Annotated in this window: 22 protein-coding genes; 17 read left to right on the top strand and 5 right to left on the bottom strand. The window is 74.5% G+C overall.

What is annotated here, in order from left to right; all coding sequences use genetic code 11:
• Positions 1-86 precede the first annotated feature (86 nt).
• Positions 87-722, top strand: a complete 636-nt coding sequence (locus IE99_RS0101515) for a DUF4142 domain-containing protein (protein WP_030145045.1) — start codon at positions 87-89, stop codon at positions 720-722.
• Between the two features lie 29 nt (positions 723-751).
• Positions 752-1,993: a DUF1996 domain-containing protein gene (locus tag IE99_RS0101510; RefSeq protein ID WP_030145044.1), complete on the top strand. Its 1,242-nt coding sequence runs from the start codon at positions 752-754 to the stop codon at positions 1,991-1,993.
• 84 nt (positions 1,994-2,077) lie between these two features.
• On the opposite strand, the gene IE99_RS0101505 is transcribed toward IE99_RS0101510, so the two are convergent.
• Complete coding sequence (locus IE99_RS0101505) at positions 2,078-3,865, bottom strand: AMP-dependent synthetase/ligase (protein WP_030145043.1); 1,788 nt, start codon at positions 3,863-3,865, stop codon at positions 2,078-2,080.
• Between the two features lie 240 nt (positions 3,866-4,105).
• Here IE99_RS0101505 and IE99_RS0101500 point away from each other — a divergent pair, with 240 nt between their 5' ends.
• From IE99_RS0101500 to IE99_RS0101480, 5 genes are all read left to right on the top strand, one after another.
• Complete coding sequence (locus IE99_RS0101500; protein ID WP_030145042.1) at positions 4,106-4,813, top strand: copper homeostasis protein CutC; 708 nt, start codon at positions 4,106-4,108, stop codon at positions 4,811-4,813.
• A 56-nt stretch (positions 4,814-4,869) separates the two neighbouring features.
• Positions 4,870-5,637 carry a metallophosphoesterase family protein gene (locus IE99_RS0101495; RefSeq protein ID WP_030145041.1) on the top strand — a complete coding sequence of 256 codons (768 nt, stop codon included), beginning with the start codon at positions 4,870-4,872 and terminating at the stop codon, positions 5,635-5,637.
• A gap of 63 nt (positions 5,638-5,700) precedes the next feature.
• Positions 5,701-6,135: an SRPBCC family protein gene (locus tag IE99_RS0101490; RefSeq protein ID WP_030145040.1), complete on the top strand. Its 435-nt coding sequence runs from the start codon at positions 5,701-5,703 to the stop codon at positions 6,133-6,135.
• Between the two features lie 46 nt (positions 6,136-6,181).
• Positions 6,182-7,141, top strand: coding sequence for an ROK family glucokinase (locus IE99_RS0101485; RefSeq protein WP_030145039.1), 960 nt, complete (start codon positions 6,182-6,184; stop codon positions 7,139-7,141).
• A gap of 1 nt (position 7,142) precedes the next feature.
• Positions 7,143-7,868 carry an endonuclease/exonuclease/phosphatase family protein gene (locus IE99_RS0101480; RefSeq protein ID WP_030145038.1) on the top strand — a complete coding sequence of 242 codons (726 nt, stop codon included), beginning with the start codon at positions 7,143-7,145 and terminating at the stop codon, positions 7,866-7,868.
• Between the two features lie 66 nt (positions 7,869-7,934).
• On the opposite strand, the gene IE99_RS0101475 is transcribed toward IE99_RS0101480, so the two are convergent.
• Entirely contained in the window at positions 7,935-8,747 is an 813-nt protein-coding gene (locus tag IE99_RS0101475) for a hypothetical protein (RefSeq protein ID WP_030145037.1), read from the bottom strand.
• A gap of 330 nt (positions 8,748-9,077) precedes the next feature.
• On the opposite strand from IE99_RS0101475, the gene IE99_RS0101470 reads away from it, so the two are divergent.
• The 5 genes from IE99_RS0101470 (at position 9,078) to thiI (ending at position 14,365) form a co-directional block, all read left to right on the top strand.
• Positions 9,078-9,797 (top strand): lysophospholipid acyltransferase family protein, encoded by a 720-nt coding sequence (locus tag IE99_RS0101470; protein WP_030145036.1) that lies wholly within the window; start codon positions 9,078-9,080, stop codon positions 9,795-9,797.
• Positions 9,798-9,824: 27 nt separating this feature from the next.
• Positions 9,825-11,000, top strand: a complete 1,176-nt coding sequence (gene macS / locus IE99_RS0101465) for a MacS family sensor histidine kinase (RefSeq protein ID WP_245623012.1) — start codon at positions 9,825-9,827, stop codon at positions 10,998-11,000.
• Positions 11,001-11,020: 20 nt separating this feature from the next.
• Positions 11,021-11,662, top strand: a complete 642-nt coding sequence (locus tag IE99_RS0101460) for a response regulator (protein WP_030145034.1) — start codon at positions 11,021-11,023, stop codon at positions 11,660-11,662.
• A 349-nt stretch (positions 11,663-12,011) separates the two neighbouring features.
• Positions 12,012-13,037 carry a 6-phosphofructokinase gene (locus IE99_RS0101455; protein ID WP_030145033.1) on the top strand — a complete coding sequence of 342 codons (1,026 nt, stop codon included), beginning with the start codon at positions 12,012-12,014 and terminating at the stop codon, positions 13,035-13,037.
• Positions 13,038-13,135: 98 nt separating this feature from the next.
• The gene (thiI, locus tag IE99_RS0101450; RefSeq protein WP_030145032.1) at positions 13,136-14,365 is read left to right on the top strand and encodes a tRNA uracil 4-sulfurtransferase ThiI; all 1,230 of its coding nucleotides are present in this window, start codon (positions 13,136-13,138) and stop codon (positions 14,363-14,365) included.
• 124 nt (positions 14,366-14,489) lie between these two features.
• Here thiI and IE99_RS0101445 read toward each other — a convergent pair whose 3' ends face one another.
• The 3 genes from IE99_RS0101445 to aroF form a co-directional block, all read right to left on the bottom strand.
• Positions 14,490-15,374 (bottom strand): DUF5954 family protein, encoded by an 885-nt coding sequence (locus IE99_RS0101445; protein WP_157609957.1) that lies wholly within the window; start codon positions 15,372-15,374, stop codon positions 14,490-14,492.
• Positions 15,375-15,426: 52 nt separating this feature from the next.
• Positions 15,427-16,368, bottom strand: a complete 942-nt coding sequence (locus IE99_RS0101440; protein WP_245623011.1) for an EamA family transporter — start codon at positions 16,366-16,368, stop codon at positions 15,427-15,429.
• 184 nt (positions 16,369-16,552) lie between these two features.
• On the bottom strand, positions 16,553-17,599 hold the full coding sequence (gene aroF, locus IE99_RS0101435; protein WP_030145029.1) for a 3-deoxy-7-phosphoheptulonate synthase: 1,047 nt from the start codon (positions 17,597-17,599) through the stop codon (positions 16,553-16,555).
• Between the two features lie 270 nt (positions 17,600-17,869).
• Between aroF and IE99_RS0101430 the strand changes: the two genes are divergently transcribed.
• The 5 genes from IE99_RS0101430 (at position 17,870) to IE99_RS0101410 (ending at position 23,028) form a co-directional block, all read left to right on the top strand.
• Positions 17,870-18,493, top strand: coding sequence for a sulfite oxidase-like oxidoreductase (locus IE99_RS0101430; protein WP_051711766.1), 624 nt, complete (start codon positions 17,870-17,872; stop codon positions 18,491-18,493).
• Between the two features lie 90 nt (positions 18,494-18,583).
• Complete coding sequence (locus IE99_RS0101425) at positions 18,584-19,930, top strand: histidine kinase (RefSeq protein ID WP_030145027.1); 1,347 nt, start codon at positions 18,584-18,586, stop codon at positions 19,928-19,930.
• Between the two features lie 74 nt (positions 19,931-20,004).
• Complete coding sequence (locus IE99_RS0101420) at positions 20,005-20,892, top strand: response regulator (RefSeq protein ID WP_084219200.1); 888 nt, start codon at positions 20,005-20,007, stop codon at positions 20,890-20,892.
• Between the two features lie 157 nt (positions 20,893-21,049).
• Positions 21,050-21,343 (top strand): hypothetical protein, encoded by a 294-nt coding sequence (locus IE99_RS0101415; protein ID WP_051711764.1) that lies wholly within the window; start codon positions 21,050-21,052, stop codon positions 21,341-21,343.
• A complete protein-coding gene (locus IE99_RS0101410) occupies positions 21,340-23,028 on the top strand; it encodes a sodium:solute symporter family transporter (protein WP_037558437.1) in 1,689 nt (562 codons plus the stop codon). Before IE99_RS0101415 ends, IE99_RS0101410 begins: the two co-directional genes overlap by 4 nt.
• Positions 23,029-23,377: the final 349 nt, after the last annotated feature.

Below are 23,377 nucleotides of genomic sequence, written 5' to 3'. Positions count from 1 at the left end.
GAACCGGGTCGATGGGCGTCACGTATTACCCCTCGACCCGCGCCGGGCTCGTCACCGAGCCTTTCCGGAAGGAGGCAGAAGTTCCGTTGAGGAAGCCGTACGGCAGCGCCGAGACGCGCACGTTCCGCAGGCCGGGACGTGGCCGACTCCTCCTGGTCGTCGCGGCGGCGGCCGCCGCCCTGGCGGCCGTCGTGGTCGTCCTCAGCCCCGCGGGCGCCGTCGCGCCCGCCGACGGGGCCTCCAAGGGCGGCACCGTCGGCACCCGCTGGGGCCGGCTGAGCGCCCTGGACCGCCAGCTGCTCGTCAAGGTCAGGCAGGCCGGCCTGTGGGAGATGCCCGCCGGCCAGCAGGCGCAGCAGCGCGCGTCCAGCGCCCGGGTGAAGGAGGTCGGCGACATGATCATGCAGCAGCACATGACGCTGGACGCCGACACCCGGGTCACCGCGCAGAAGCTCGGCGTCCTGCTGCCCAACGAGCCGGGCAACGGCCAGAAGGCCTGGCTCCGCGAGATGTCGGGCAAGTTCGGAGCCGATTTCGACCGGACGTTCGTGCACCGGCTGCGCGAGGCCCACGGCCAGGTCTTCACCGTCATCGCCAAGGTGCGCGCGCAGACCGAGAACAGTGAGATCCGCGCGTTCGCCGAGCGGTGCCTGAAATTCGTCAACACTCACATGACGCTGCTCGAAAGCACCGGTCTGGTCACCCGGCAGGCCCTTTCCTGACGGCGCAACACCCCGCACAGGGAGTTTCCATGGAAAGAAAGAGAATAGCGTTCGCGGTGCTCGCCCCGGCGCTGGCGCTGGCCGTCTCGGCGGCCGGGACGACGCCGGCCGGGGCCGCCGCCCCCTACCTGCTCACCGCCCCGGCGGATCCGTCCCGGCCGCCGGACGGCGGCGCGCCGGGCGCGCCCGGCGACGGGACGGCCCCGCCGTCGCAGGACCCGGGCGGCGGGCAGACGGCCGATCCGTCGCAGCCGCCGGGCGACGGGCAGACGGCCGACCCCTCGCAGCCGCCGGGCGACGGGCAGACCGCCGACCCCTCGCAGCCCCCGGACGACGGGCAGAACGAGGGCGGCGACGCCGGGCAGGAGCAGCCGCCCCCGTCGGTGATCAAGCCGGGGCCGACGCCGGAGCAGTTCGTCAGCATCCGCCGCGCCCCCCGCGTCCAGGTGCCGCGGAGCAGCCGCCGGGCCTCCACCGGCCGGTTCACGTCGCGCTGCGGGGTGAACGCGGGGCAGCGGCACAGCAACCCCGACAACTTCATCGTGGCGCCGGGCGTCCAGAACGGCGCGCACCACATCCACGACTACGTCGGGAACCTGACCGCGGACGCGTTCTCCACCGACGAGAGCCTCGCCGCGTCCGGGACGACCTGCAGCAACGGTGACAAGTCCACCTACTACTGGCCGGTCGTCCGGCTCCGCGACGGGCAGGACGGCTCGGAGCGGGCCGAGCAGAGCAAGGCCGACGGCAACGTCGGCTCGATCGTCACGCCGTCGTCCGCCCGCATCCAGTTCCTCGGGAACCCGCGCGGCAAGGTCGTCGCGATGCCGCGGTTCCTGCGGGTCATCATGGGCGACGCGAAGGCCGGCACGAACGGCCTCGCCAACGCGAAGGCGTCCTGGGGCTGCTCCGGCGTGCCCGGACGGGCGTTCACCGACAAGTACCCGCTGTGCCCGCGCGGCAGCCAGGTGACCCGGACGCTGACCTTCCCGAGCTGCTGGGACGGCCAGAACACCGACAGCGCGAACCACCGCACGCACATCGTGTTCCCGGGCGCGAACGGCGCCTGCCCGCAGGGCACCCGCGCGGTGCCGCAGCTGCGGCTGACGCTGTCCTACCGCGTCCCGGCGCGGGCGCTGGCGTTCGCGCTGGACACGTTCCCCGAGCAGGGGCACGACCCGGTGACCGACCACGCCGACTTCGTCAACGTGATGTCGGAGGGCCTGATGCAGCGCGCGGTGAACTGCATCAACTCCGGGCGCCGCTGCTGACCCGCACCCGGAACGAAAGCGGCGTGCCGCCCCGGGGATCGCTCCCCGGGGCGGCACGCCGTCCGCATGCGGTGCCCGCGTGGATCAGGTGTAGAGGGCCTCGATCTCGTCTGCGAAGTCCTTCATGACCACGTTGCGCTTCACCTTCAGGCTCGGGGTCATGTGCCCGGCCTCCTCGGTGAAGTCGACGCCGAGGATCACGTGCTTCTTGATGGCCTCGGCGTGGCTGACGGACTTGTTCGCGTTCGCGACCGCGCCCTCGATCTCGGCGATCAGTTCGGGGTCGCGGCGCAGTTCGTCCACCGACATCGCGGCGGGCTTGCCGTGCCGCTCCTTCCACGGGCCGAGCGCCTCCTCGTCCAGCGTGACGAGGGCGCTGATGAACTTGCGGCCGTCGCCGACGACCAGGCACTGGCTGATCAGCGGGTGGGCGCGCAGCCGGTCCTCGAGCGGGGCGGGTGCGACGTTCTTGCCGGCCGCGGTGACGAGGATCTCCTTCTTCCGGCCGGTGATCTTCAGGAAGCCGTCCGCGTCGAGCGCGCCGAGGTCGCCGGTGCGGAACCAGCCGTCCTCGATGGCCTCCTTGGTGGCGGCCTCGTTGTTCCAGTAGCCGCGCAGGACGTTGATGCCCCGGACGAGCACCTCGCCGTCCTCGGCGATCCTGATGTCCACGCCCGGAATGGGCTGCCCGACCGTGCCGATCTTGAGGGCGCCGGGCCGGTTGACCGCGGCGGGCGCGGTGGTCTCGGTCAGGCCGTAGCCCTCCAGGATGATGATGCCGACGCCGCGGAAGAAGTGGCCGAGCCGCTCCCCGAGCGCGGCGCCGCCCGAGACCGCGTACTGGACGTGCCCGCCGACGGCCTCGCGCAGCTTGCCGTAGACGAGCACGTCGAAGAGCCTGTGCTTGATCTTGAGGCCGAGCCCCGGTCCGCCCGTGTCGAGCGAGCGGCTGTAGGCGACGGCGGTGTCGGCGGCCTTCGCGAAGATCCTGCCCTTGCCGGCGGCGGCGGCCTTCTGCTCGGCGCCGTTGTAGACCTTCTCGAACACGCGCGGGACGGCGAGCAGGAACGTCGGCTTGTAGGTCGCGAGGTCGGGCAGCAGGTTCGGGATGTCGCTGTGGCCGAGGATGATGCCGCCCTCGACGCAGGCCACCTCGATCAGCCGCGCGAACACGTGCGCGAGCGGCAGGAACAGCAGCGTGGCGCTGCCGTCCACCGCCACCTCGGCGATCGCGCCCTGGATCGCGTTGCGGGCCGTCGCCACCAGGTTCCCGTGGGTGATCTCGCAGCCCTTGGGCCGGCCGGTGGTGCCGGAGGTGTAGACGAGGGTGGCGATGTCGGAGCCGCCCCGGGAGTGGCGGCGCTCGGCCACCACGTCGCCCGGCAGGTCCGCGCCGTTCGCGGTCACCGCCGCGACGGCGCCCGCGTCGATGCCCCAGACGTGGGCCAGGTCGGGCAGGCTCCCCGCCACGCTCTCGACGTCCGCGACGTGCTGGGCCGTCTCGGCGAACACGCCCTTGGCTCCGGAGTCGCCGAGGATCCACTCGATCTGCTCGGCGGAGGACGTCTCGTAGATCGGCACCACGACGGCGCCGGCCGCCCAGATGGCGTAGTCGAGGACGGTCCACTCGTAGCGGGTCCGCGACAGCAGGCCGACGCGGTCGCCGGGCTCGATCCCGGCCGCGACGAGGCCCTTGGCCACCCCCGCGACCTCGGCCGCGAACTCGGCCGCGGTGACGGCGCTCCAGGCGTCGCCGCTCTTGCGGCGCAGCACGACGGCGCCGGGGTTCTCGGCGGCGCGGTCGAAGGGCGCGTCGGTCAGGTTGGCGGAGTCGCTGACCTCCACCATCGCGGGGACGCTGAATTCGCGCACGGCCCACTCCTCGGTTCTTCTCAGGGACGGCGGGGAAGTCGACGAGCGCTTCTCCAGTGGGTGAATGATACCCATCGGTAGGTAAAACGGCAGACCCTCCCGTTCGCCACATCCGCGGTGGTCCGGGGGACAGGCCGGTTAAGGCTGTGCAAAGACGGCCGGGTCGGCTCCCACCGGCCGGCGGGGCCTCGCCTACGCTGGGCGCACACCGGCCGCCACGCACGGGAATTCGGGGGACGCATGTCGCTGCTCGAGGTGATCGCGCTGACCGCCGATGACGCGCGGGCAGCGCAGGACGGCGGCGCCGACCGGATCGAGGTCGTCGCCGACATGGCGGCCGACGGGCTCACCCCCGACCCGCACGTGGTCGAGGCGATACGGGCGGCCACCACCCTGCCGATGCGGGTGATGCTGCGGGCCAACGCCGGGTTCCGCACCACCGGCGCCGAACTCGACCGGCTCTGCGCCGCCGCCTCCGATCTCGCCGCCGCCGGCGCGGACGGCTTCGTGTTCGGGTTCCTCGACCCGTCCGGGCACATCGACGCGGGCGCCACCGGCAAGCTCGCCGCGACCGCCGGCGCGCTGCCGTGGACGTTCCACCGGGCGGTGGACCACGCCGCCGACCCCGCCCAGGCGTGGCGGGCCGTCCGCGACCTCGGCGCGGGGCTCGACGCGGGCCTCGACACCGTCCTCACCGCGGGTGCCGCCCGGGGCGTGGACGCGGGGCTCGACACCCTCGTCCGGCGGGCCGCCGAGGGGCCGGCGCCGGCCTCGATGATCATGGCGGGCGGAGGGCTGCGCCGCCGGCACGTCGCGGTGCTCGCCGCCGCCGGGGTCGACGCCTTCCACGTCGGGACGGCCGTCCGGCACGCCGGCGACTGGGACGAGCCGATCGACCCCGACCTCGTCCGGGAGTGGCGCACGCTCGTGTCCGCCGCCACCGGCTGAGGACGGCCCGCGGCGGTGCAGTGGTTGGGGGCACGGTGTCCCATTAGAGTCGTTTCATGAGGATCCACGTGGTGAGCGACGTCCACGGCCGCGCGGACGCGTTGAAGGGCGCGGCGGACGGCGCCGACGTGTTCATCTGCCTCGGCGACCTGATCCTGTTCATCGACTACGAGGACCACGGCCAGGGCATCTTCGCCGACCTGTTCGGGCAGGAGAACGCCGACCGGTTCATCGCGCTGCGCACCGCGCGGCGGTTCGAGGAGGCGCGGGCGTTCTCCAGGAGCATGTGGGCGTCCCTCGGCGGGGACGCGTGGTCGCACATCGAGCGGGCCGTCGACCGCCAGTACGCCGAGCTGTTCGCGGCCATGCCCGCCCCCGCCTACCTGACGTACGGGAACGTCGACGTCCCGCACAGGTGGGGCTCGCACCTGCGGGAGGGGCACCGGGTCCTGGACGGCGAGGTCGCCGAGATCGGGGGCCTGCGCTTCGGGTTCGTCGGCGGCGGCCTGCGCACCGAGTACCGCACCCCCTACGAGATCGACGACGACGAGTACGCGGCGAAGGTCGAGGCCGTCGGCGCGGTCGACGTGCTGTGCTGCCACATCCCGCCCGCCGTCCCCGAGCTCCTCTACGACACCGTCGCCCGCCGGTTCGAGCGGGGCAGCGAGGCGGTGCTGGACGCGATTCACCGGACGCAGCCGAGGTACGTCCTTTTCGGGCACGTGCACCAGCCGCTCGCCCGCCGGATCCGGATCGGACGCACGGAATGCGTGAACGTCGGCCACTTCCGGGCGGGCGGCGTGCCGTACGTCCTGTCGGTGTGACACCGCCGGGCCGGTGTGCAAGATACTTCAGGAGGACCAACGGAGAGCCGGAGGGAAACGCACATGGCGGACCGCACGAGTTCTTCCATCGCCGTCAAGGCCGGGAAGGCCGAGATCATGGCGGTGATCGCCGACCTGGAGGCCTATCCGGACTGGGCCAGCGGGATCCGTGAGATCACCGTCGAGGATCGCGCCGCCGACGGCCGCGCCGTCCGCGCCCGGCTGACGTTCGACGGCGGCCCGTTCAGCGACACCGTCGGCCTCGCCTACACGTGGGAGGGCGACGAGCAGGTCACGTGGGAACTGGTCGACAAGGGCTCCGTCGTCACCGGCCTGCACGGCTCCTACCGCCTGGACGACGCCCCCGGCGGCACCGAGGTCACCTACGAGCTCGCCGTGGACGTGCGCGTCCCCATGATCGGCATGGTCAAGCGCAAGGGCGAGAAGCGGATCATCGACTCGGCGCTCAAGGGCCTCAAGAAGCACGTCGAAAGCTGAGCGGACCGGGCCGCACCCGGGCGGACCAAGGAGGAGGAAGCGTTACATGGCCCTGACGATCGGCGTTGATGTGGGCGGCACGAAGGTCGCCGCCGGGGTCGTCGACGACCGGGGGACGATCCTGGAGAAGGTCCGCCGGCCGACTCCCTCGACCAACCCCAAGGAGACCGCCGACGTCATCGCCGAGGTCGTCGACCTGCTGAAGGGCAAGTTCGAGGAGGTGTCGGCGGTCGGCCTCGGCACGGCCGGGTTCGTCGACGAGACGCGTTCCACCGTCCTGTTCGCCCCGAACCTCGCGTGGCGGGACGAGCCGATCAAGGAGAAGGTCGAGAGCCGGGTCGGGCTGCCGGTCGTCGTCGAGAACGACGGCAACGCCACCGCCTGGGGCGAGGCGCGGTTCGGTGCCGGACGGGGCGAGAACTTCCTCGTGCTGGTCACCCTCGGCACCGGGATCGGCGCCGGGATCATCATCAACGGCGAGCTGTACCGGGGCCGGTTCGGGATCGGGGCCGAGGTGGGCCACGTCCGCGTCGTCCCGGACGGGCGGCGCTGCGGATGCGGCAACCGCGGCTGCTGGGAGCAGTACGCGAGCGGGAACGCCCTCGTCCACGAGGCGCGGGAGCTGGCGCGGGTCGCGCCCGCGATGGCGGGCCGCCTGCTGGAGCTCGGCGACGGCCGCCCCGAGGGGATCAGCGGGCCGGAGGTCACGCAGGCCGCCCGGGAGGGCGACACCGCGGCGCTGGAGTGCTTCCGGACGGTCGCCCACTGGACCGGCCAGGGCCTCGCCGACCTCAGCGCGATCCTCGACCCGGGCGCTTTCATCATCGGCGGCGGCCTCTCGGACGCCGGCGACCTGCTGCTCGACCCGGTCCGCGCCGCGTTCGAGTCGGCCCTGACCGGACGCGGCCACCGCCCCCTGCCCGACATCCGCATCGCCGAGCTCGGCTCCGCCGCGGGCATCGTCGGCGCCGCCGACCTGGCCCGCGCCCGGCCCGCGACGGGCTGACGTGCCCCCGGTCCGCCTGCTCGGCTACAACATCCGGTCGCTGCGGGACGACCCGGCCGCGGTGGCCCGGGTCGTCCGGGCGATCGCCCCGGACGTCCTGTGCCTCCAGGAGGTCCCCCGCTTCCGCACCTGGCGGGTCCAGCGCCGCCGCCTCGCCCGCGCCGTGGGGATGCGCGTGGTCGCGGGCCGCCGCGCCTGCGGCCTGGCCGTGCTCGCGGCCCCGCACTTGGAGCGCGTCCGCGGCGAGTTCCACCTGCTCAGCCGCGCGCCGGGCCTGCACCGCCGCGCCCTCGCCCTGGCGGCGCTGGAGATCCACGGCACCCGCCTGATCGCGGCGAGCACCCACCTGGACCTGATGCCGGACCCCCGCCGGCGCCATGTGGGGGAGATCCTCACCCGCCTCGACCGCGCCAGGGCCCGCTACGGCGCCCCGGTGGTCCTGCAGGGCGACATCAACGAGGAGCCGGGCGGGCCGTCCTGGACCCTTCTGACCTCGGTCTTCCAGGACGCCCACGCGGTGGCCCCCGCGGGCGCGGCGCCGACGTTCAGCGCGCGGAACCCGCACAGGCGCATCGACGGAGTCTTCGCGGACCGGAACGTGGAGGTCATCGGCTGCGGGGTCCCGGTCGGCGACGGAGCGCTCGAGCCGGACTACGTGCTGGCCACCGACCACCGACCGGTCGTGGCCGACCTGCGCCTCCCCGGCCCGGACGAGGCCGCGCGCTGAGGACGCCCGGCCGCGGGCCGCGCCGGTGGCCCCCTGTCCCCGCGCCCTGACTTCGCGGGGGAGGGCCTAGACGACGGCGCCGTCGTCCGGGTCTCGGGGCTCGTCGCCCATCCGGAGCACCAGCGTCACGAAACCGCCGATGAACGCGGCGACCGCGAGGAACGCGGCCCAGCCGGGTACCTCCCAGTCGAGGATGACCGTGACCAGAAGGTACACCGGCCCGCCGACGAGCGCGATCCACGCGCCCTTCGTCAGCGGGTCGGCCGCCGGGAGCGGCGGAGGCGGCGGGGGGAGGTAGTGGCCCTCATCGTCCTCGTCCGGCGGGATCCCGTGGGTGTCGGCGGGGCGGATGACGCGGGCGGCGGGGAGGCGGCCGGTGCGGTCGTCGCCCTCGCGCGGCGGCGCGGCGGGCTCGTCGATGTTCTCCTGGTCGGGCCAGGGGACCTCGTCGCCCTCGGGCGCGGTGTCGAAGCCGGCGACGATCTCGGCCCAGATCGCGTCCTCGTCGCGCTCGGCGAGGCCCGGCGCCGAGTCGGCGCCCCGCTCCTGGGCGTGGCCGGGTGCGGCCGGGTCGTTCACGTCGATGTCGGGGAGGTCGGCGTCGGCGTCGGCGCGGTCCGCGCCCTCGCCGCGCCCGGCCGCGTCCCGCAGCCGGGTGAGGTGGTTGCGCAGGATGCCCTCGGCGGCCGGCTTCATCGCCGCGTCCACGTACAGGCGGTCGAGGTCGTCGCCGGGCTCGTCGGCCCCCGGCGGCGAGGCCGCGTACGCCGCCACACCGGCCTCGCCGAGCGCGGTGAGCATCGCGTCGGCGAGATGCGGGGCGAGGTCGGCCAGCGGGGCGTAGTCGTCCGCTGTCAGCCCGTTGCCGCGGCGGTTCACGGGGCCGGCTCCCTCGACGACTCCGGCTGCACCGGCATGGCGGCCTCCGCTCCCCCTCTGACATGTGCCCGGGCACCGGCGGCACTCCGGACACCCCGAAACGTGTGTCCCACGGTATTCGCTGCGCCGCCCGGTACAAGCCCCCGGGCACACCCGATTCACATTGCTTCCCCGAGCCTACGGTCAACCCGCGCCCGGCGCCGCCGGGACGGGACGACCCGAGGGCGGCGGTGGGCGGGCCGGGCGGGGGATGGGAAGATGTCCCATCGTCTCCCCGGCACGGACGGGGACCTGAGCGCGCCGCACCCGCGGCCGGAGGAAGGCGTCGGCATGCTGTGGTTCTGGATCCTGCTGAGGATCGTCCTGTCGCCCGTCATGTACCTGCTGTGGCGGCCGCGGAACCGGGGGATGCGCAACGTGCCGAAGCGCGGCCCGGCCCTGATGGTCAGCAACCACCTGTCGTTCGCCGACCACTTCTTCGGGCCGCTGCCCCTGATGCGCCCGATCTTCTTCATCGGCAAGGGCGAGTACTTCACCGGCAAGGGACTCAAGGGCCTGATCAGCAAGGCGTTCTTCACCGGCGTGGGCGTGGTGCCGGTCGACCGGACCGGCGGGTCGGCGTCGGAGGCGGCGCTCCGGACGGGCCTGCGGATCCTGGCGGAGGGCAAGCTGCTCGGGATCTACCCGGAGGGCACCCGAGCCCCCGACAACCGGCTGTACCGGGGGAAGACGGGGGTGGCGCGGCTGGCGCTGCAGTCCCGCGTCCCGGTGATCCCGATGGCCATGATCAACACGTTCGAGCTGATGCCGGCCGGACGGCGGCTGCCGCGGCTGGGCGTCCGTCCGGGCGTCCGGTTCGGGAAGCCGCTGGACTTCTCCCGCCACTACGGCCGCGAGGACGACCGCGAGGTGCTCCGCGCGATCACCGACGAGATCATGCAGGCGATCAGGGACCTGTCCGGGCAGGAGTACGTCGACCGGTACGCCGCCGAGGTGAAGGCGGAGATGGCGGGCAAGGCGGTCCGCCCGGTGGACGACGAGGAGGACTGAGCCACGGGCGGTAGCACGCGGGCGGTCGTGGGCGCCGACGGGGCCGGCGGTGACGCGCTGGGACTGGAGGCGGCGCTGTGGCGCGCCGTCGCCGTGTACCGCGGCATCGCGCTGCTCTACGCCGCCGTCATGATCGCGAAGAACGCCGGCGGGTACGCGCACCCGGTGGGCGGCTGGGCCGTCCTCGGCGTCATGACGGCCTGGACGGTGTGGGCCGTGGCGGCGTTCCGCGACCCGCGCCGCCGGGGACGGCCGCTGCTGGCCGCCGACCTCGCCGTCGCGGCCGGCTGCGTCCTTACGACCGCGTGGGTGGAGACGCACGCCGGGATCGCGGAGGGCCGTCCGACCCTGCCGGTGTCGTGGGTCGCCGCGGCCGTGCTGGCGTGGGCGGTCGCGGGCGGGCGCCGCTGGGGCCTGGCCGCCGCGACCGTGCTCGCCGCGTCCAACCTCGCCGTGCACGCGATCGCCGGCACGGCGGACGGGATGACCGGCGGCACGGTCAACGGGATCGTCCTGCTGTTCCTCGCCGGGTTCGTCGTCGGGCACGTGGTGCGGCTCGCGCGGGCGGCGGAGGCGCGGCTCGCGCGGGCGGTGCAGCTGGAGTCGGCCACCCGGGAGCGGGAGCGGCTCGCCCGAGACATCCACGACTCGGTGCTGCAGGTCCTGGCGATGGTGCGCCGGCGCGGCGGCGAGCTCGGCGGCGAGGCGGCCGACCTGGGCCGGCTGGCGGGGGAGCAGGAGGCGGCGCTGCGGGCGCTGATCGGGACCGGCCCGGCGCCCCGGCCGTCCGGTTCCGGCCAGGACGAGGACCTGCGCCCGCTCCTCAACGCCCTCGCGTCCACGATCGTGACGGTGTCCACCCCGGCGACGCCCGTGGAGCTGCCCGAGCACGCGGCGCGCGAGGTCGCGGCGGCGGTCGCGGCGGCGCTCGACAACGTCCGGCGGCACTGCCCCGAGGGCACCCGGGCCTGGGTCCTGCTGGAGGACGACGGCACGGGCGCGATCACCGTCAGCGTCCGCGACGACGGCCCCGGCATGCCGCCCGGCCGGCTGGAGGCGGCCGCCGCGGACGGCCGGCTCGGCGTCGCCCAGTCGATCCGGGGCCGGGTCCGCGATCTCGGCGGCGACGTCGCGATCGTGTCCGCGCCGGGCGAGGGCACCGAGATCGAGCTGACGGTCCCGCGCCGTAGGGTGGTCATGTGAGCGAGTCACCTCTCAGGGTCATGGTGGTGGACGACCACCCGATGTGGCGCGAGGCCGTCGCCCGCGACCTCGCCGAGGCGGGGCACGAGGTCGTCGCGACCGCCGGGGACGGCCGCACCGCCGTCCGCATCTCCGCCGCAGCGCGCCCCGAGGTCGCGGTCGTCGACCTTCGGCTGCCCGACATCAGCGGCGTCGAGGTGACCCGCCGCCTGGTCGCCGCCGACCCGCCCGTCCGCGTGCTGGTCCTGTCGGCCAGCGGCGAGCAGCAGGACGTCCTGGAGGCCGTGAAGGCGGGCGCCACCGGCTACCTGCTGAAGTCCGCGGCCCGCGAGGAGTTCCTGGACGCCGTCCGGCGGACCGGCGCGGGCGACGCCGTCTTCACCCCCGGGCTGGCCGGCCTCGTCCTCGGGGAGTACCGCCGCCTCGCCGCGGCCCCCGCCCGCGAGGACGACGACGCGCCCCGCCTGACCGAACGCGAGACCGAGGTCCTGCGGCTCGTCGCCAAGGGCCTCGGCTACAAGCAGATCGCGGCCCGTCTCGTCCTGTCCCACCGGACGGTCCAGAACCACGTGCAGAACACGCTCCGCAAGCTCCAGCTCCACAACCGCGTGGAGCTCGTCCGCTACGCCATCGAGAAGGGCCTCGACCAGGAGGACGAGTAGGCCGCAACGGGCCGTTCGTTCCCGCCGCCTCCGTGACGCGCGATGATCTTCCTGAGTCCGATCCGCGACGCGTCCCCGCGAAGCTGGTGCGCGGCGGTGACCCCGGCGCTCAGCGAGGCGGCCGGGCCCTCCTCGGCTCCGCCGAGGCGCCGGAGTTCTCCCCGCCCGGCTCCTGACGGTCTCCGCGGATCCCGCCGAACAGGATGCCGGGGGCGGCCTCCGGCGGCTATGGTCTAGACCAATGGCGCCACGCCCGACGCCCGGCGAATGCCCGGGGCGGGGGCGTGCCGCGAACTAGCCTGGCGGCGAGATACGAGGGAGGAGCCCTGTGGCGGAAGAGGGTGACGGCATGCGCGTCGGGGTGCTGACCGGTGGCGGGGACTGCCCCGGCCTGAACGCGGTGATCCGCGCGGTCGTCCGCAAGGGGGTGCAGGTCTACGGCTACGAGTTCGTGGGCTTCCGGTCGGGCTGGCGCGGCCCGCTCGAAGGCGACACCATCGCCCTGGACGTGCAGGCGGTGCGGGGGATCCTGCCGCGCGGCGGGACGATCCTCGGCTCGTCCCGGACCAACCCGATCAAGGTCGAGGGCGGCGTCGAGCGGATCAAGGACAATCTGGCCGGCCTCGGCGTGGACGCGCTGATCGCCATCGGCGGCGAGGACACCCTCGGCGTGGCCCGCGAGCTGCACTCGCACGGCGTCAAGGTCGTCGGCGTCCCCAAGACGATCGACAACGACCTGAACGCCACCGACTACACCTTCGGCTTCGACACGGCCGTGAACATCGCGATGGAGGCCATCGACCGGCTGCACACCACGGCCGAGAGCCACCACCGCGCGCTGATCTGCGAGGTCATGGGCCGGCACGCGGGCTGGATCGCGCTGCACGCGGGCATGGCCGCGGGCGCCAACGTGATCCTGATCCCGGAGCGGCCGTTCGACATGGACAAGGTCGTCGAGTACGTGGAGAGCCGGTTCAAGACCCGCTACGCGCCGATCATCGTGGTGTCCGAGGGCGCCCACCCGGTCGACGGGCAGATGGAGCTGCAGACCGGCGCGCTCGACGCGTTCGGGCACGTCCGGCTCGGCGGCATCGGGCAGCAGCTCGCCGACGAGATCGAGAAGCGCACCGGCAAGGAGGCGCGCGCCACCGTCCTCGGCCACATCCAGCGCGGCGGCACGCCCACCGCGTTCGACCGCGTCCTCGCGACCAGGTTCGGCCTGCAGGCGATCGACGCGGTCAGCGCCGGCGACTACGGCAAAATGGTCGCGCTGCGGGGCACCGACATCGTCCGCGTGGGCCTGGACGAGGCGACCGAGGAGCTGAAGACCGTGCCGCTGGAGCGGTACTCCGAGGCGGAGGTCTTCTTCGGCTGAGTCGTCCCCCGGGCGGGGGCCGGATAGTGGTTCGCGGTGGTCGCGGCTCTGGGCCACACTAGAAGCGCCCCAACCGGTTCCCGCCAGGAGGATCACGCATGACCACGCTCGACACCGCGCCCGCGGACGCCCAGGAGCAGCCGCCGGTCGACGGTGAGCCGTGCGTCCTGCTGAAGCTGGGCGAGGTGGTGCTGAAGGGCAAGAACCGAGAGCTCTTCGAGCGGCGCCTCGCCGACAACGTGCGGCTGGCCGTCCGGCCCATCGCGCGCGTGGACGTGATCAGGCGGCACGGCGTCTTCATCGTCCGCACCAAGGACGCCACGGCCGAGGTCGTCGACCGCATCGCGATGCGCATCACGGACGTGATGGGCATCGTGTGGGCGCACCGCGCCTGGCGCGTCGGCAAGGACCTCGCGAGCGTCGAGCGGGCCGCCCTGGAGCTCATGGCGGGCCGGACGGGCACGTTCGCGGTCCGGTCGAGGCGCCGCGACAAGCGGTTCCCGATGACCTCCACCGAGCTCGACCGGCACATCGGCACCCTCCTCAGCGAGCGCTACGGGCAGCCGGTCAGGCTGAGGAACCCCGACCACACGCTGTCGATCGAGGTCGACCGCGACGAGGTGTTCGTGTTCTCCGGCGGCCTCCCCGGCCAGGGCGGGCTGCCCGTCGGGATGAGCGGCCGGGGCCTCGTGCTGATGTCCGGCGGCATCGACTCGCCGGTCGCCGCGTACCGGATGATGCGCCGCGGCCTGCGCGTCGACTACCTGCACTTCTCCGGGATGCCGTTCACCGGCCCCGAGTCGATCTACAAGGCGTACGCGCTGGTCCGCGAGCTGGACAAGTTCCAGGGCGGCTCCCGGCTGTTCGTCGTCCCGTTCGGCAAGGCGCAGCAGCAGATCAAGTCGTCCGGCGCGGACCGGCTCGCCGTGATCGCGCAGCGCCGGCTGATGCTGCGCACCGGCGAGGTGCTGGCGCGCCGGCTGAAGGGCGCCACGCTGATCACCGGCGACGCGCTCGGCCAGGTCAGCAGCCAGACCCTCACCAACATCACCGCGCTGGACGACGCGGTCGAGCTGCCGATCCTGCGGCCCCTCGTCGGCATGGACAAGATCGAGATCATGGACCAGGCGCGCCGGATCCGGACGCTGTCGATCTCCGAGCTGCCGGACGAGGACTGCTGCACCCTCCTCGCCCCGCGCCGCGCCGAGACCAGGGCCAAGATCGACGACCTGCGGCAGATCGAGAAGCGCCTGGACATCGGCGAGCTCGCAGACCAGCTCGCCGCCTCGGTGCAGGAGCACCGCCCCGTCTACGGCGACGCGAGCTAGCACGAGCCGGCTCCGAAGCCGCCTCAGCCGTCGCGCGGGCGCTTCCCGGCCGGACCGCGAAGCGATACCGCGCCCGCCCGAGAACGGCCGGAGGGATGAGCCCTTCTTCCGGGCCGGGCCGTCGTCAGCGGGCGTCGACGTCGGCCGGGCGCGGGGGCTCGGGGCCGTCCGGGCCGAGCAGGGTGACGCGCTCGATCCGCACGACGCGGAACCGGCGCCCGGCGGCGGCGACACCGTTGCGGCGGGTGCCGTCGGCCATCAGGTCGGCGGCCTCCGCGTAGGCGGCGGCGTCGGCGGGGTCGGGGTCCTCGACGACCGGGACGACATGCCGCAGGTACGTCACCAGCGCCTCCCTGGCGGCCTCGGGCGCGGCGTGCAGCCGCCCGGCGGGGCGCCAGCGGCCCCCGTTCCGCTCGGCGAGCGTGAACGCGGGCGCGAGCGTGACGGGCGTGAGGTGGTCGCCGGACGGCTCGCGCCCCGCCTCCGTGCCCGCGTCCAGCACCTGGCACAGCAGCTCGGCGGCGAGATCGGGCGGCGGGCCGTCCACCGGCAGGAGGTCGGGCGCGTGGGGCCGCGCGTCGCCCGTGTCGAGGTCGGTCGGTCGCGGCGGCTCGGGGCCGTCCGGGCCGGTCCGGATGAGCTGCTCGACGCGCACGATCCGGAACCGGCGCCCGGCCGCGCTCACCTCGTCGGCGGGCCGCCGCCGCAGCTCCCGCGCCGCCGCGCGCAGCTCGCCCGCCGCGTCGGGCGAGGCCACGAGGGCCTCGTCGTCCAGGAGGCCGGCGAGCAGCTCCCGGGCCCCCTGCGGCAGGGGATCGAGGGGGCGGACGAGCCGCCAGCCGCCGGGGACCTCCTCGGCGGACGTGAACAGCGCGCCCGCCCCGACGAGCTCCGGGTAGGCGGCGAGGGCGCGGCGCGCGTCCGCCAGCAGTACCGCGGTGATCGGATCGACACCGTCCAGGCCCCTCGGGAACAGCCGTCCGCCGGCGTCGCCCTCGCCCATCGTCATGCCGAACATCATCCCCGCCGCGCCCTCGTCTGGCGAGTGGTTCAGACCAATTTCATCGGCGCGGCCGGGCCGGCATGACGAGCAGCAGCAGGCTCGCCGCCATCAGGGCCAGCCCCCCGGCCGCGACCGCGCCGAGCCGTTCGCCGAGGACGGCGACGCCGAGCACCGCCGCCACCGCCGGCTCCGCCAGCGTCAGCGTGGTCGCCGTCGTGGCGGGTGTGGTGCGCAGGCCCCGGGCGAACAGCAGGTAGCCGCCGCCCGTGGTGAGGACGCCGAGGTAGCAGGCGATGAGCACGCCGGTTCCGGTGGCGGCCCAGCCGGCCGGTGTCAGCGCGAGCACCGGCAGCAGCAGGACGGCCGCGGCGCCGAACAGCGCCGCCGCGACCGCCCGGTCGTGCCCGCCGCGGGTGATGAGCCCGGACGCGACGCTCGCGTACACCGCGTACGCCGATCCGGACAGCAGGGCGAGCAGGATCCCGGCGGGCTCGACGCCCGCGTCCCGTCCGCCGCCGGCGAGCGCGGCGCATCCCGCGACGGCCCCGGCGGTGGCGAGCAGCCACCGCCCGGACGGCGCGGACCGGCGGGACAGCACCGCGATCAGCCCGGCGAACGCGGGCGCGCTGCCGATCGTGACGACGGTCCCGGCCGCGACCCCGGTGCGGGCCACGGCGGCGAAGAAGGCCGTCTGGTACACCGCGATCGCGGCCGCGCCGAGGGCCAGCGCCGGCCAGGACGCGCGGCGGCACAGCAGCCGGCGCAGGTCCGCGCCGCGGGTGAGGGCGGCGAGGGCGAGCAGCACCGCCCCGCCGACGACGATGCGGACGGCGGCGACCGACAGGTCGGACGCACCGTCCGCGAAGGTGCGGACGGTGCCGGTCGTGCCCCACAGGCACGCGGCCGCGAGGATGTCGGCGCCGCCCGGCGCCGGTCGGCGGGACGGACGGGAACCGGACGACCGTCCGGAAGAGATGTCGACGTGCGTGTTCACAGACACGGAAGAACGCTCCTGAACGCGAATCGGAAGGAAGATGATCCGGATTCGGGGCGCAGGAGAACCTGGCCGGGCGCGTTATCGCGCCGGCCCGATGGTCGCAGAGGAGGTGCCGCGCCCCGTCAGGAGCGGGGCGGCCCGCAGTTCGCCGTCCAGTAAGCCACGGGCCGACCCTACCTCACGCCGGTCAGGCCGGAACGGCGTCGGCGTCGGGGACCCCGGTCAGCGCGCGGCCGACGATCGGCGGCAGTTCGCGGACCAGCCGGGCGAGGTCGCGCAGGTCGCCGTCCACGAGCGCCTGGGGGCCGTCGCACAGGGCGGTCTCCGGGTGCGGGTGCACATCGATGATCACGCCGTCGGCGCCGATCGCGATCGCCGCGCGGGTCAGCGGCAGGACGAGGTCGCGGCTGCCGCCCGAGTGCGACGGGTCGACGATCACCGGCAGGTGGGAGAGGCGCTGGGCCACCGGCACGGCGGAGATGTCGAGCGTGTTGCGGGTGGCGGTCTCGAACGTCCGGATGCCCCGCTCGCACAGCACGATGTCGAGGTTCCCGCGCTGCGCGACGTACTCCGCCGCCATCAGCCACTCCTCGATCGTCCCGTTCATGCCGCGCTTCAGCATGACCGGCCGGCCCGCCTCTCCCGCGGCCTGCAGCAGCGCGAAGTTCTGCGCGTTGCGCGTGCCGATCTGCAGCATGTCGGCGTACGACGCGACGAGCTCGACGTCGGCGGCGTCCACGACCTCCGTGACGACCGGCATGCCGGTCTCCGCGCGGACGTCGGCGAGGATGCGCAACCCGGCCTCGCCGAGCCCCTGGAACGCGTACGGGGACGTGCGGGGCTTGAACGCGCCGCCGCGCAGCAGGGTCGCCCCGGCCGCCTTCGCCATCAGCGCGGCCTGCAGCGTCTGCTCGGGGGTCTCCACCGCGCAGGGGCCGGCGATCAGCGTCATCGTGCCGGGGCCGATCGGCACGCCGCCGACGCGGACGACGGAGCGCTCGGCGTGGTTCTCGCGGCTCACCAGCTTGTAGGGCGCCGAGATGCGGAGGACGTCGGTGACCCCGCGCATGCCGCGCAGGTTCAGCGAGCCGAACTGCTGGACGTCCCCGATCAGCCCGACGATGGTGCGCTCCACGCCGCTGCTGACGAAGGCCTCGCCCCCCGCCGTCTCGACCAGTGAGACGACGGCCTTGATATCCGCTTCGGTGGCCTCCGGGGCCATGACGACGACCATGCTGTGCTGCCTCTCCTCTGCCGCGCGGGAACCGGGAGGGTCCCGCGGATCATCCCCTGGAACGCGAAGAGCCCCGGGCCTTCCGGCCCGGGGCTCCTCGCCTGTGGTCTGTCAGCGCAACGCCTGGCAGACCAGCCTCCCGGGCCGGTCGTACCGAAAGAAATAGACGAGGTTGCGCATGGGGTCACAGTAGCCGACGCGGGACGCCGGGCGCCCGCACGCCCCCCGAATATGGCTCAGCTCACGCCGGGTGGCAGGATGGCCCGCGTCATGTCCCCACCCGAAGAGCCCGCACCGAAGCCCCGGGAGCTCCCGCCCGGCCAGTACGTCCCCCGCGGATGGCCGGTGCTCCACTACGGCCCCGTCCCGAAGTTCCGTCCCACGGATTGGGATTTCCGGGTGTTCGGGGCCACCGCGTCGGCGGAGCCGCACCGCTGGGACTGGCCCGCGTTCGAGGCGCTGCCCCGCGCCACCGCCGTCGCCGACTTCCACTGCGTCACCAAGTTCACGGTCCCCGACAACGCGTGGGAGGGCGTCCCCGGCTCGGCGATCGCCGAGCTGGCGCCGCCCGCCCCGGACGCCACGCACGTGATGGTGTGGGCCGAGTACGGCTACAGCGCCAATATCCGGCTGAGCGACCTCCTCGCCGACGGGACGATGTTCGCCACGCACCGCGACGGCGAGCGCCTCAGCCCCGACCACGGCTTCCCGCTCCGCCTCGTCGTCCCGCACCTGTACGCGTGGAAGAGCGTGAAGTGGGTTCGCGGCATCGAGTACCTGGTGGAGGACCGCCGCGGCTTCTGGGAGGAGCGCGGCTACCACAACGTGGCCGACCCGTGGCGGGAGCAGCGGTACTCCTACCAGGAGGAGGACGGGGAGACCCCGCCGCTCTGAGCCGCGCCGCGTCCGGCCGGTCCACCGGCCTTCCCGGCAAACCGCCGAGGGGATGACCCGGGCACGGGTAATCCATTACCGTAAGTCGTCATGGACCTACCGTCCGTTGCGGCGTCCGCCGCCACCGCGACCGTTCCCGGCGCCCGCCCCGCACGCCGGCGCATCCCCCCGCCCCGCGGCCTGCTCCCCGGCCGCAGGGCCGCGTGGGGACGCCCCTGGAGCCGGATCGGGCGCCGGCGCCCCGCGGGCCCCGGCGAGGAGGTCGCGTTCACCGCGCTGCACGCGATCGCCCGCGCCGCGCGGCCGCTGCGCGGCGGGCTCAATGGCGAGGCGGCCCGTCCGGCCGCCCGGCACCTGCGCGCCCTGCTCGGCGCGCGGGCGGTCGCGCTGATCGCCGTCGCCGACCCCGGCCCGGTGCCGGGCGGCGTGGCCGACCCGGCCGGGTGCCTGCTCGCCTGGGACGGCGCGGGACGCGGCCACCACTCCGGCGACGCCGTCCCGCACGCCCTGCCGGTGCTCGCCACCGGCCGGCCCCGGATGCTCGCGCTCGACCCGCCGCCCTGCCCCGACCCGCGCTGCCCCGTCCGCGTCGCGATGGTCGCGCCGCTGACCGTCGAGGGGCGCGTCGTGGGCGCCTTCTCCGCGTACTGGGACCATCCGTCCGCGGCGCGGGTCCGGGCCGTCGGCGACGTCGCGCTGTGCGCCGCCGGGCAGCTCGAGCTCGCCGAGCGGGACGCGCTGCGCGCCCGGCTCGCCGAGGCGGAGGTGCGGGCCCTGCGCGCCCAGATCTCCCCGCACTTCGTCTACAACTCGCTGACGACGATCGCGTCGTTCGTCCGCACCGACCCGGACCGGGCCAGGGAGCTGGTCCTCGACTTCGCCGACTTCGCCCGCTACTCCTTCCGCAACCCGCGCGACTTCACCACGCTCGCGGAGGAGCTCCGCTCCGTCGACCGGTACCTGCTGCTCGAACGGGCCCGGTTCGGCGACCGCCTGCGCTTCCGCGTCGAGGTCGCCCCCGAGGTGCTGCCGGTCGCCGTCCCGTTCCTGGCGCTCCAGCCGCTCGTCGAGAACGCCGTCCGGCACGGCATGCGCGACGCCCGCGAGGCGTTCCACATCTCGATCACCGCCCGCGACGCGGGCACCGAGGCCGCGATCAGCGTCGAGGACGACGGCGTCGGCATGGACCCCGACCGGCTCCGGGAGCTCCTGTCCGCACCGCTCGGACGGCCCGGCCCGACCGGCTGGGGCAGCTTCGGGGGCGGTGAGCGGCCGGGCGGGGAGGCGGGCCCCGGGATCGGCCTCGCCAACGTCGACGAGCGGATGCGGCAGGTCTACGGCGACGAGTACGGGCTCACCGTGGAGACCGCCCTCGGCGCCGGGACGAAGGTGCGGCTGCGGGTTCCGAAGTGCCGTCCGGGGATCTTCCCGGATTGACGCGCCGACCACGACACGCCGCACACATTGCGAAACCGATTGCGGACAGCCGGTAATCGCGGCAAAGTCGCCCTATGCTTCGCGTCCTCGCCGTCGACGATGAACGCCCCGCACTGGAAGAGCTGATCTACCTGCTCCGCAGGGATCCGCGCATCGGGGAGGTGTCCGGTGCGCAGGACGCGCCCGCCGCCCTGCGCGACCTCAGCCGGATGGTCGCGGACGGCGAGCGGCTCGACGCGGTCTTCCTCGACGTCCGCATGCCGGGGCTGGACGGCCTCGACTTCACCCGGCTGCTCACCGCGTTCGCCGCGCCCCCGCACGTCGTGTTCGTCACCGCGCACGACGACTGCGCCGTCACGGCGTTCGAGCTCGGCGCCCTCGACTACCTGCTGAAGCCCGTCCGGCCCGAGCGGCTCGGCGAGGCGGTGCGGCGGGTCGCGGAGGCCGCGCGGCGGGACGCGCCGCCCGCGGCCGGCGCCGACCCCGAGGACGAGATGATCCCGGTCGAGCTCGGCGGCCGCACCCGGCTCGTCTCGCGCCGGTCGGTGACGCACGTCGAGGCGCAGGGCGACTACGTCCGGCTGCACACCGCCGAGGGGGGCTACCTGGTCCGGATGCCGCTGTCCGCGCTGTCCAAACGCTGGGAGGCCGCCGGGTTCATCCGGATCCACCGGAGCACCCTGGTCGCCTCCGCGCACATCACCGAGCTGCGCTTCAACGGCGGCCGCGCGTCCGTCCAGATCGGCGACGAGCTGCTGCAGGTGAGCCGGCGCCACACCCGCGAGGTCCGCGACCTGTTCGTCCGCCGCTTCCACAACCAGCCCACCCACACCCAGCCCACCCACACCCAGGCGACCCGCCAGCAGCCGACCCGTACCCAGCCGGCCCATCCGCAGCCGGCCCACCCGCAGCCGGTCCCCGCACAGCCGGGCGCCCGCCCCCGGAACGGACGCCATGCCTGACGACCGCCCGAAACCGGTCGACGGCCCAGAGCCGCCCTACCGCGCGGAGCCGGGCGACGGTGCGGAACCGGTCCGTCGTGTGGGGCGGGTCGGCCGTGTGGAGGCCGTCCGCCGGCCCTCGGGGGGCGTACCGCGTCCGCGGTGTTCGGGTCCGGTCGTGTTCCGGTCCGGTGTGCGGCCGGAGGAGGTGGCCGCGAGCCGCGCCCTCATCCGCGTCCAGCTCCGCATCGCGCTCGGCACCTGCGCGGTCGTGCTCGCGGTCGTCGCGGTGCCGCCGCTGCTGCTCGTCCTCGTCCCGGGCCTCGGCGACCTCCGGATCGGAGGGGTGCCGCTGGTCTGGCCGCTGCTGGCGCTCGGCGTCCAGCCCCTCTGCATCATCGTGGCGCTGCGGCAGCTCCGGCACGCCGAACGCGCCGAGAACGCGTACCGCGCCGGCATGGACACCCGGTGACCGTGCCGGCCGTCGCGGCCGCGCTCACCGTGCTCGTCGTGGTGCCGGCGGTGACCGCGCTGCTCGGTGCGCACGCCCGCAACCGGGCCCGCACCACGTCCGACCTGCTCGCCGCGTCCCGGGGGGTCGGCCCCGTGCGGAACGCGACCGCGATCGGCGGCGAGTGCGTCTGCGCCGCCGTGTTCCTCGGCACCGCCGGACTCGTCCTCGTCCACGGCGCCGACATGCTGTGGCTGCCGCTCGCCGCCACGGCCGGTCACGTCCTGCTGCTCGCGCTCGTCACCGCGCCGCTGCGCCGCTCCGGCGCCTACACGCTGTCCGACTTCGCCGAGTGGCGCCTCGGCTCGTGCGCGGTGCGGCGGATCGTCACCGGCTGCGTCTGCTTCGTCGGCTGGTTCTCCCTGCTGCCCCAGTTCCACGGCGCGGGCGTGACGCTCCGCGTGCTGACCGGCGCCCCCGAGGAGGCCGGCTGGGCGGTCGTCGTCGGCGCGGCGCTCGCCCTGGCCGGGGCCGGCGGCCTGCGCGGCGCCCGGTTCTGGCTGAAGCTCGTCGCGGTCGCCGTGCCCGCCGTGGCGCTGCTCGCGATGTGGCGCCTCGACGGCGCCCCCGACCCGGCGGCGGACCGGCTGCCGCACTTCCCCCGCGACACGGTCGTGCGGGTCAGCGCTCCGGCGGCCTTGACGGTCCCCGCGGACGTCGCCGTCACCGTGCGCGGACGCGTCGACGGGGTCCGCCATGACGGCGGCGGCCTCACCCTGTCGTCCGGACGGCACACCGTGGGGAAGGGCACCGAACTCGCATTCCCGGCCGGCGCGGTCGTCCCGCACGCCGAACGGCTGCCGGTCAAGGACGGCGCCACCTGGGCGACCCCCTTCGGCGGCGCCCACTCCCACGCCCTGTACGGCACCTTCTCGGCCCTGCTCGGCGTCCTGCTCGGCACGATGGGGCTCCCGCACATCCTGACCCGCTTCTACACCAATACGAGCGGCGCCGCCGCCCGCCGGACGGCCGCCTACATCCCCGCCTTCCTCGCGCTGTTCTCCCTGTTCCCCGCCGTCCACGGGATGCTCGGGCGCCTCTACACGCCCGAGCTCCTCGTGACCGGCGACATGGACGCGACGGTCCTGCTGCTCCCGCAGCGGATGCTGCCCGGCGCCCCCGGCGCGCTGCTGACCGGCCTGGTCGCGGCCGGCGCGTTCGCCGCCTTCATCTCCACCGCCTGCGCGATCGTCGTCGCTATCGCCGGCACGCTCTCGCAGCGCATGCGGCGCGGCGGCGGCGTCACCGCGTTCCGGCTTTGCGCGGTGCTCGCGCTGGCGGCCCCGCTCACGGTCGTCCCTCGGATCGGCGCCGAGGGCGCCGCCCTGCTCCTCACGACCGCCCTCACCGTCTCCGCGTGCTCGCTCTGCCCGCTGCTCGTCCTCGGTATCTGGTGGCGCGGCCTCACCGCCGCCGGCGCCGCCGCGGGCCTGCTCGCCGGCGGCGGCCTGGCCGTGGCGGCCGGGATCGTCCGGCTGCTCGGCGGCGCCGGGACGGGCTGGCCCGCCGCGATCATCGGGCAGCCCGCCCTGCTCGCCGTCCCGCTGGCCTTCGCGACCATGGTCGCGGTGTCCCGGGGCACCCGTCCGCCGCAGGCCGCCGAACGCGCCCTGGCCCGGCTCCATCTCCCTGAAAAGCATGCCTGACCAGTACGGCGACGAACTCACGGTAAGAAAATCACGACCGCCCGGAGCGGCCTGGAAGCCGTTCGTCCCGCGAAACCGACCACTCGACGTACGACTACCGAACGCATATCGTTGACTACATACCGTTCAGCGAGGGTGGCGTCATCACGGTACCCCCGGCGCCCCCCGGCCTCTAGTGTTCTCAGTGGCACCACACGCCACACCGCCCACGGAGGGGCGGGCGGCCACCACCGCGAAACCTCCCACAACAGCAAAACCGGGGACCCGGTGCCGCACTGCGCGCACTGGGTCGTGAGTCGCCCGATCCCGTACCGGGGGGGTGGGATCAGGCGACCTGTGGCTCGGGCGC

Origin of the sequence: Spirillospora albida, assembly GCF_000718255.1 — a bacterium.
Classification (GTDB): Bacteria; Actinomycetota; Actinomycetes; order Streptosporangiales; family Streptosporangiaceae; genus Spirillospora; species Spirillospora albida.
The sequence above is the reverse complement of the archived record's forward strand: the minus strand, read 5'-3'. Positions and strand labels throughout refer to the sequence as shown.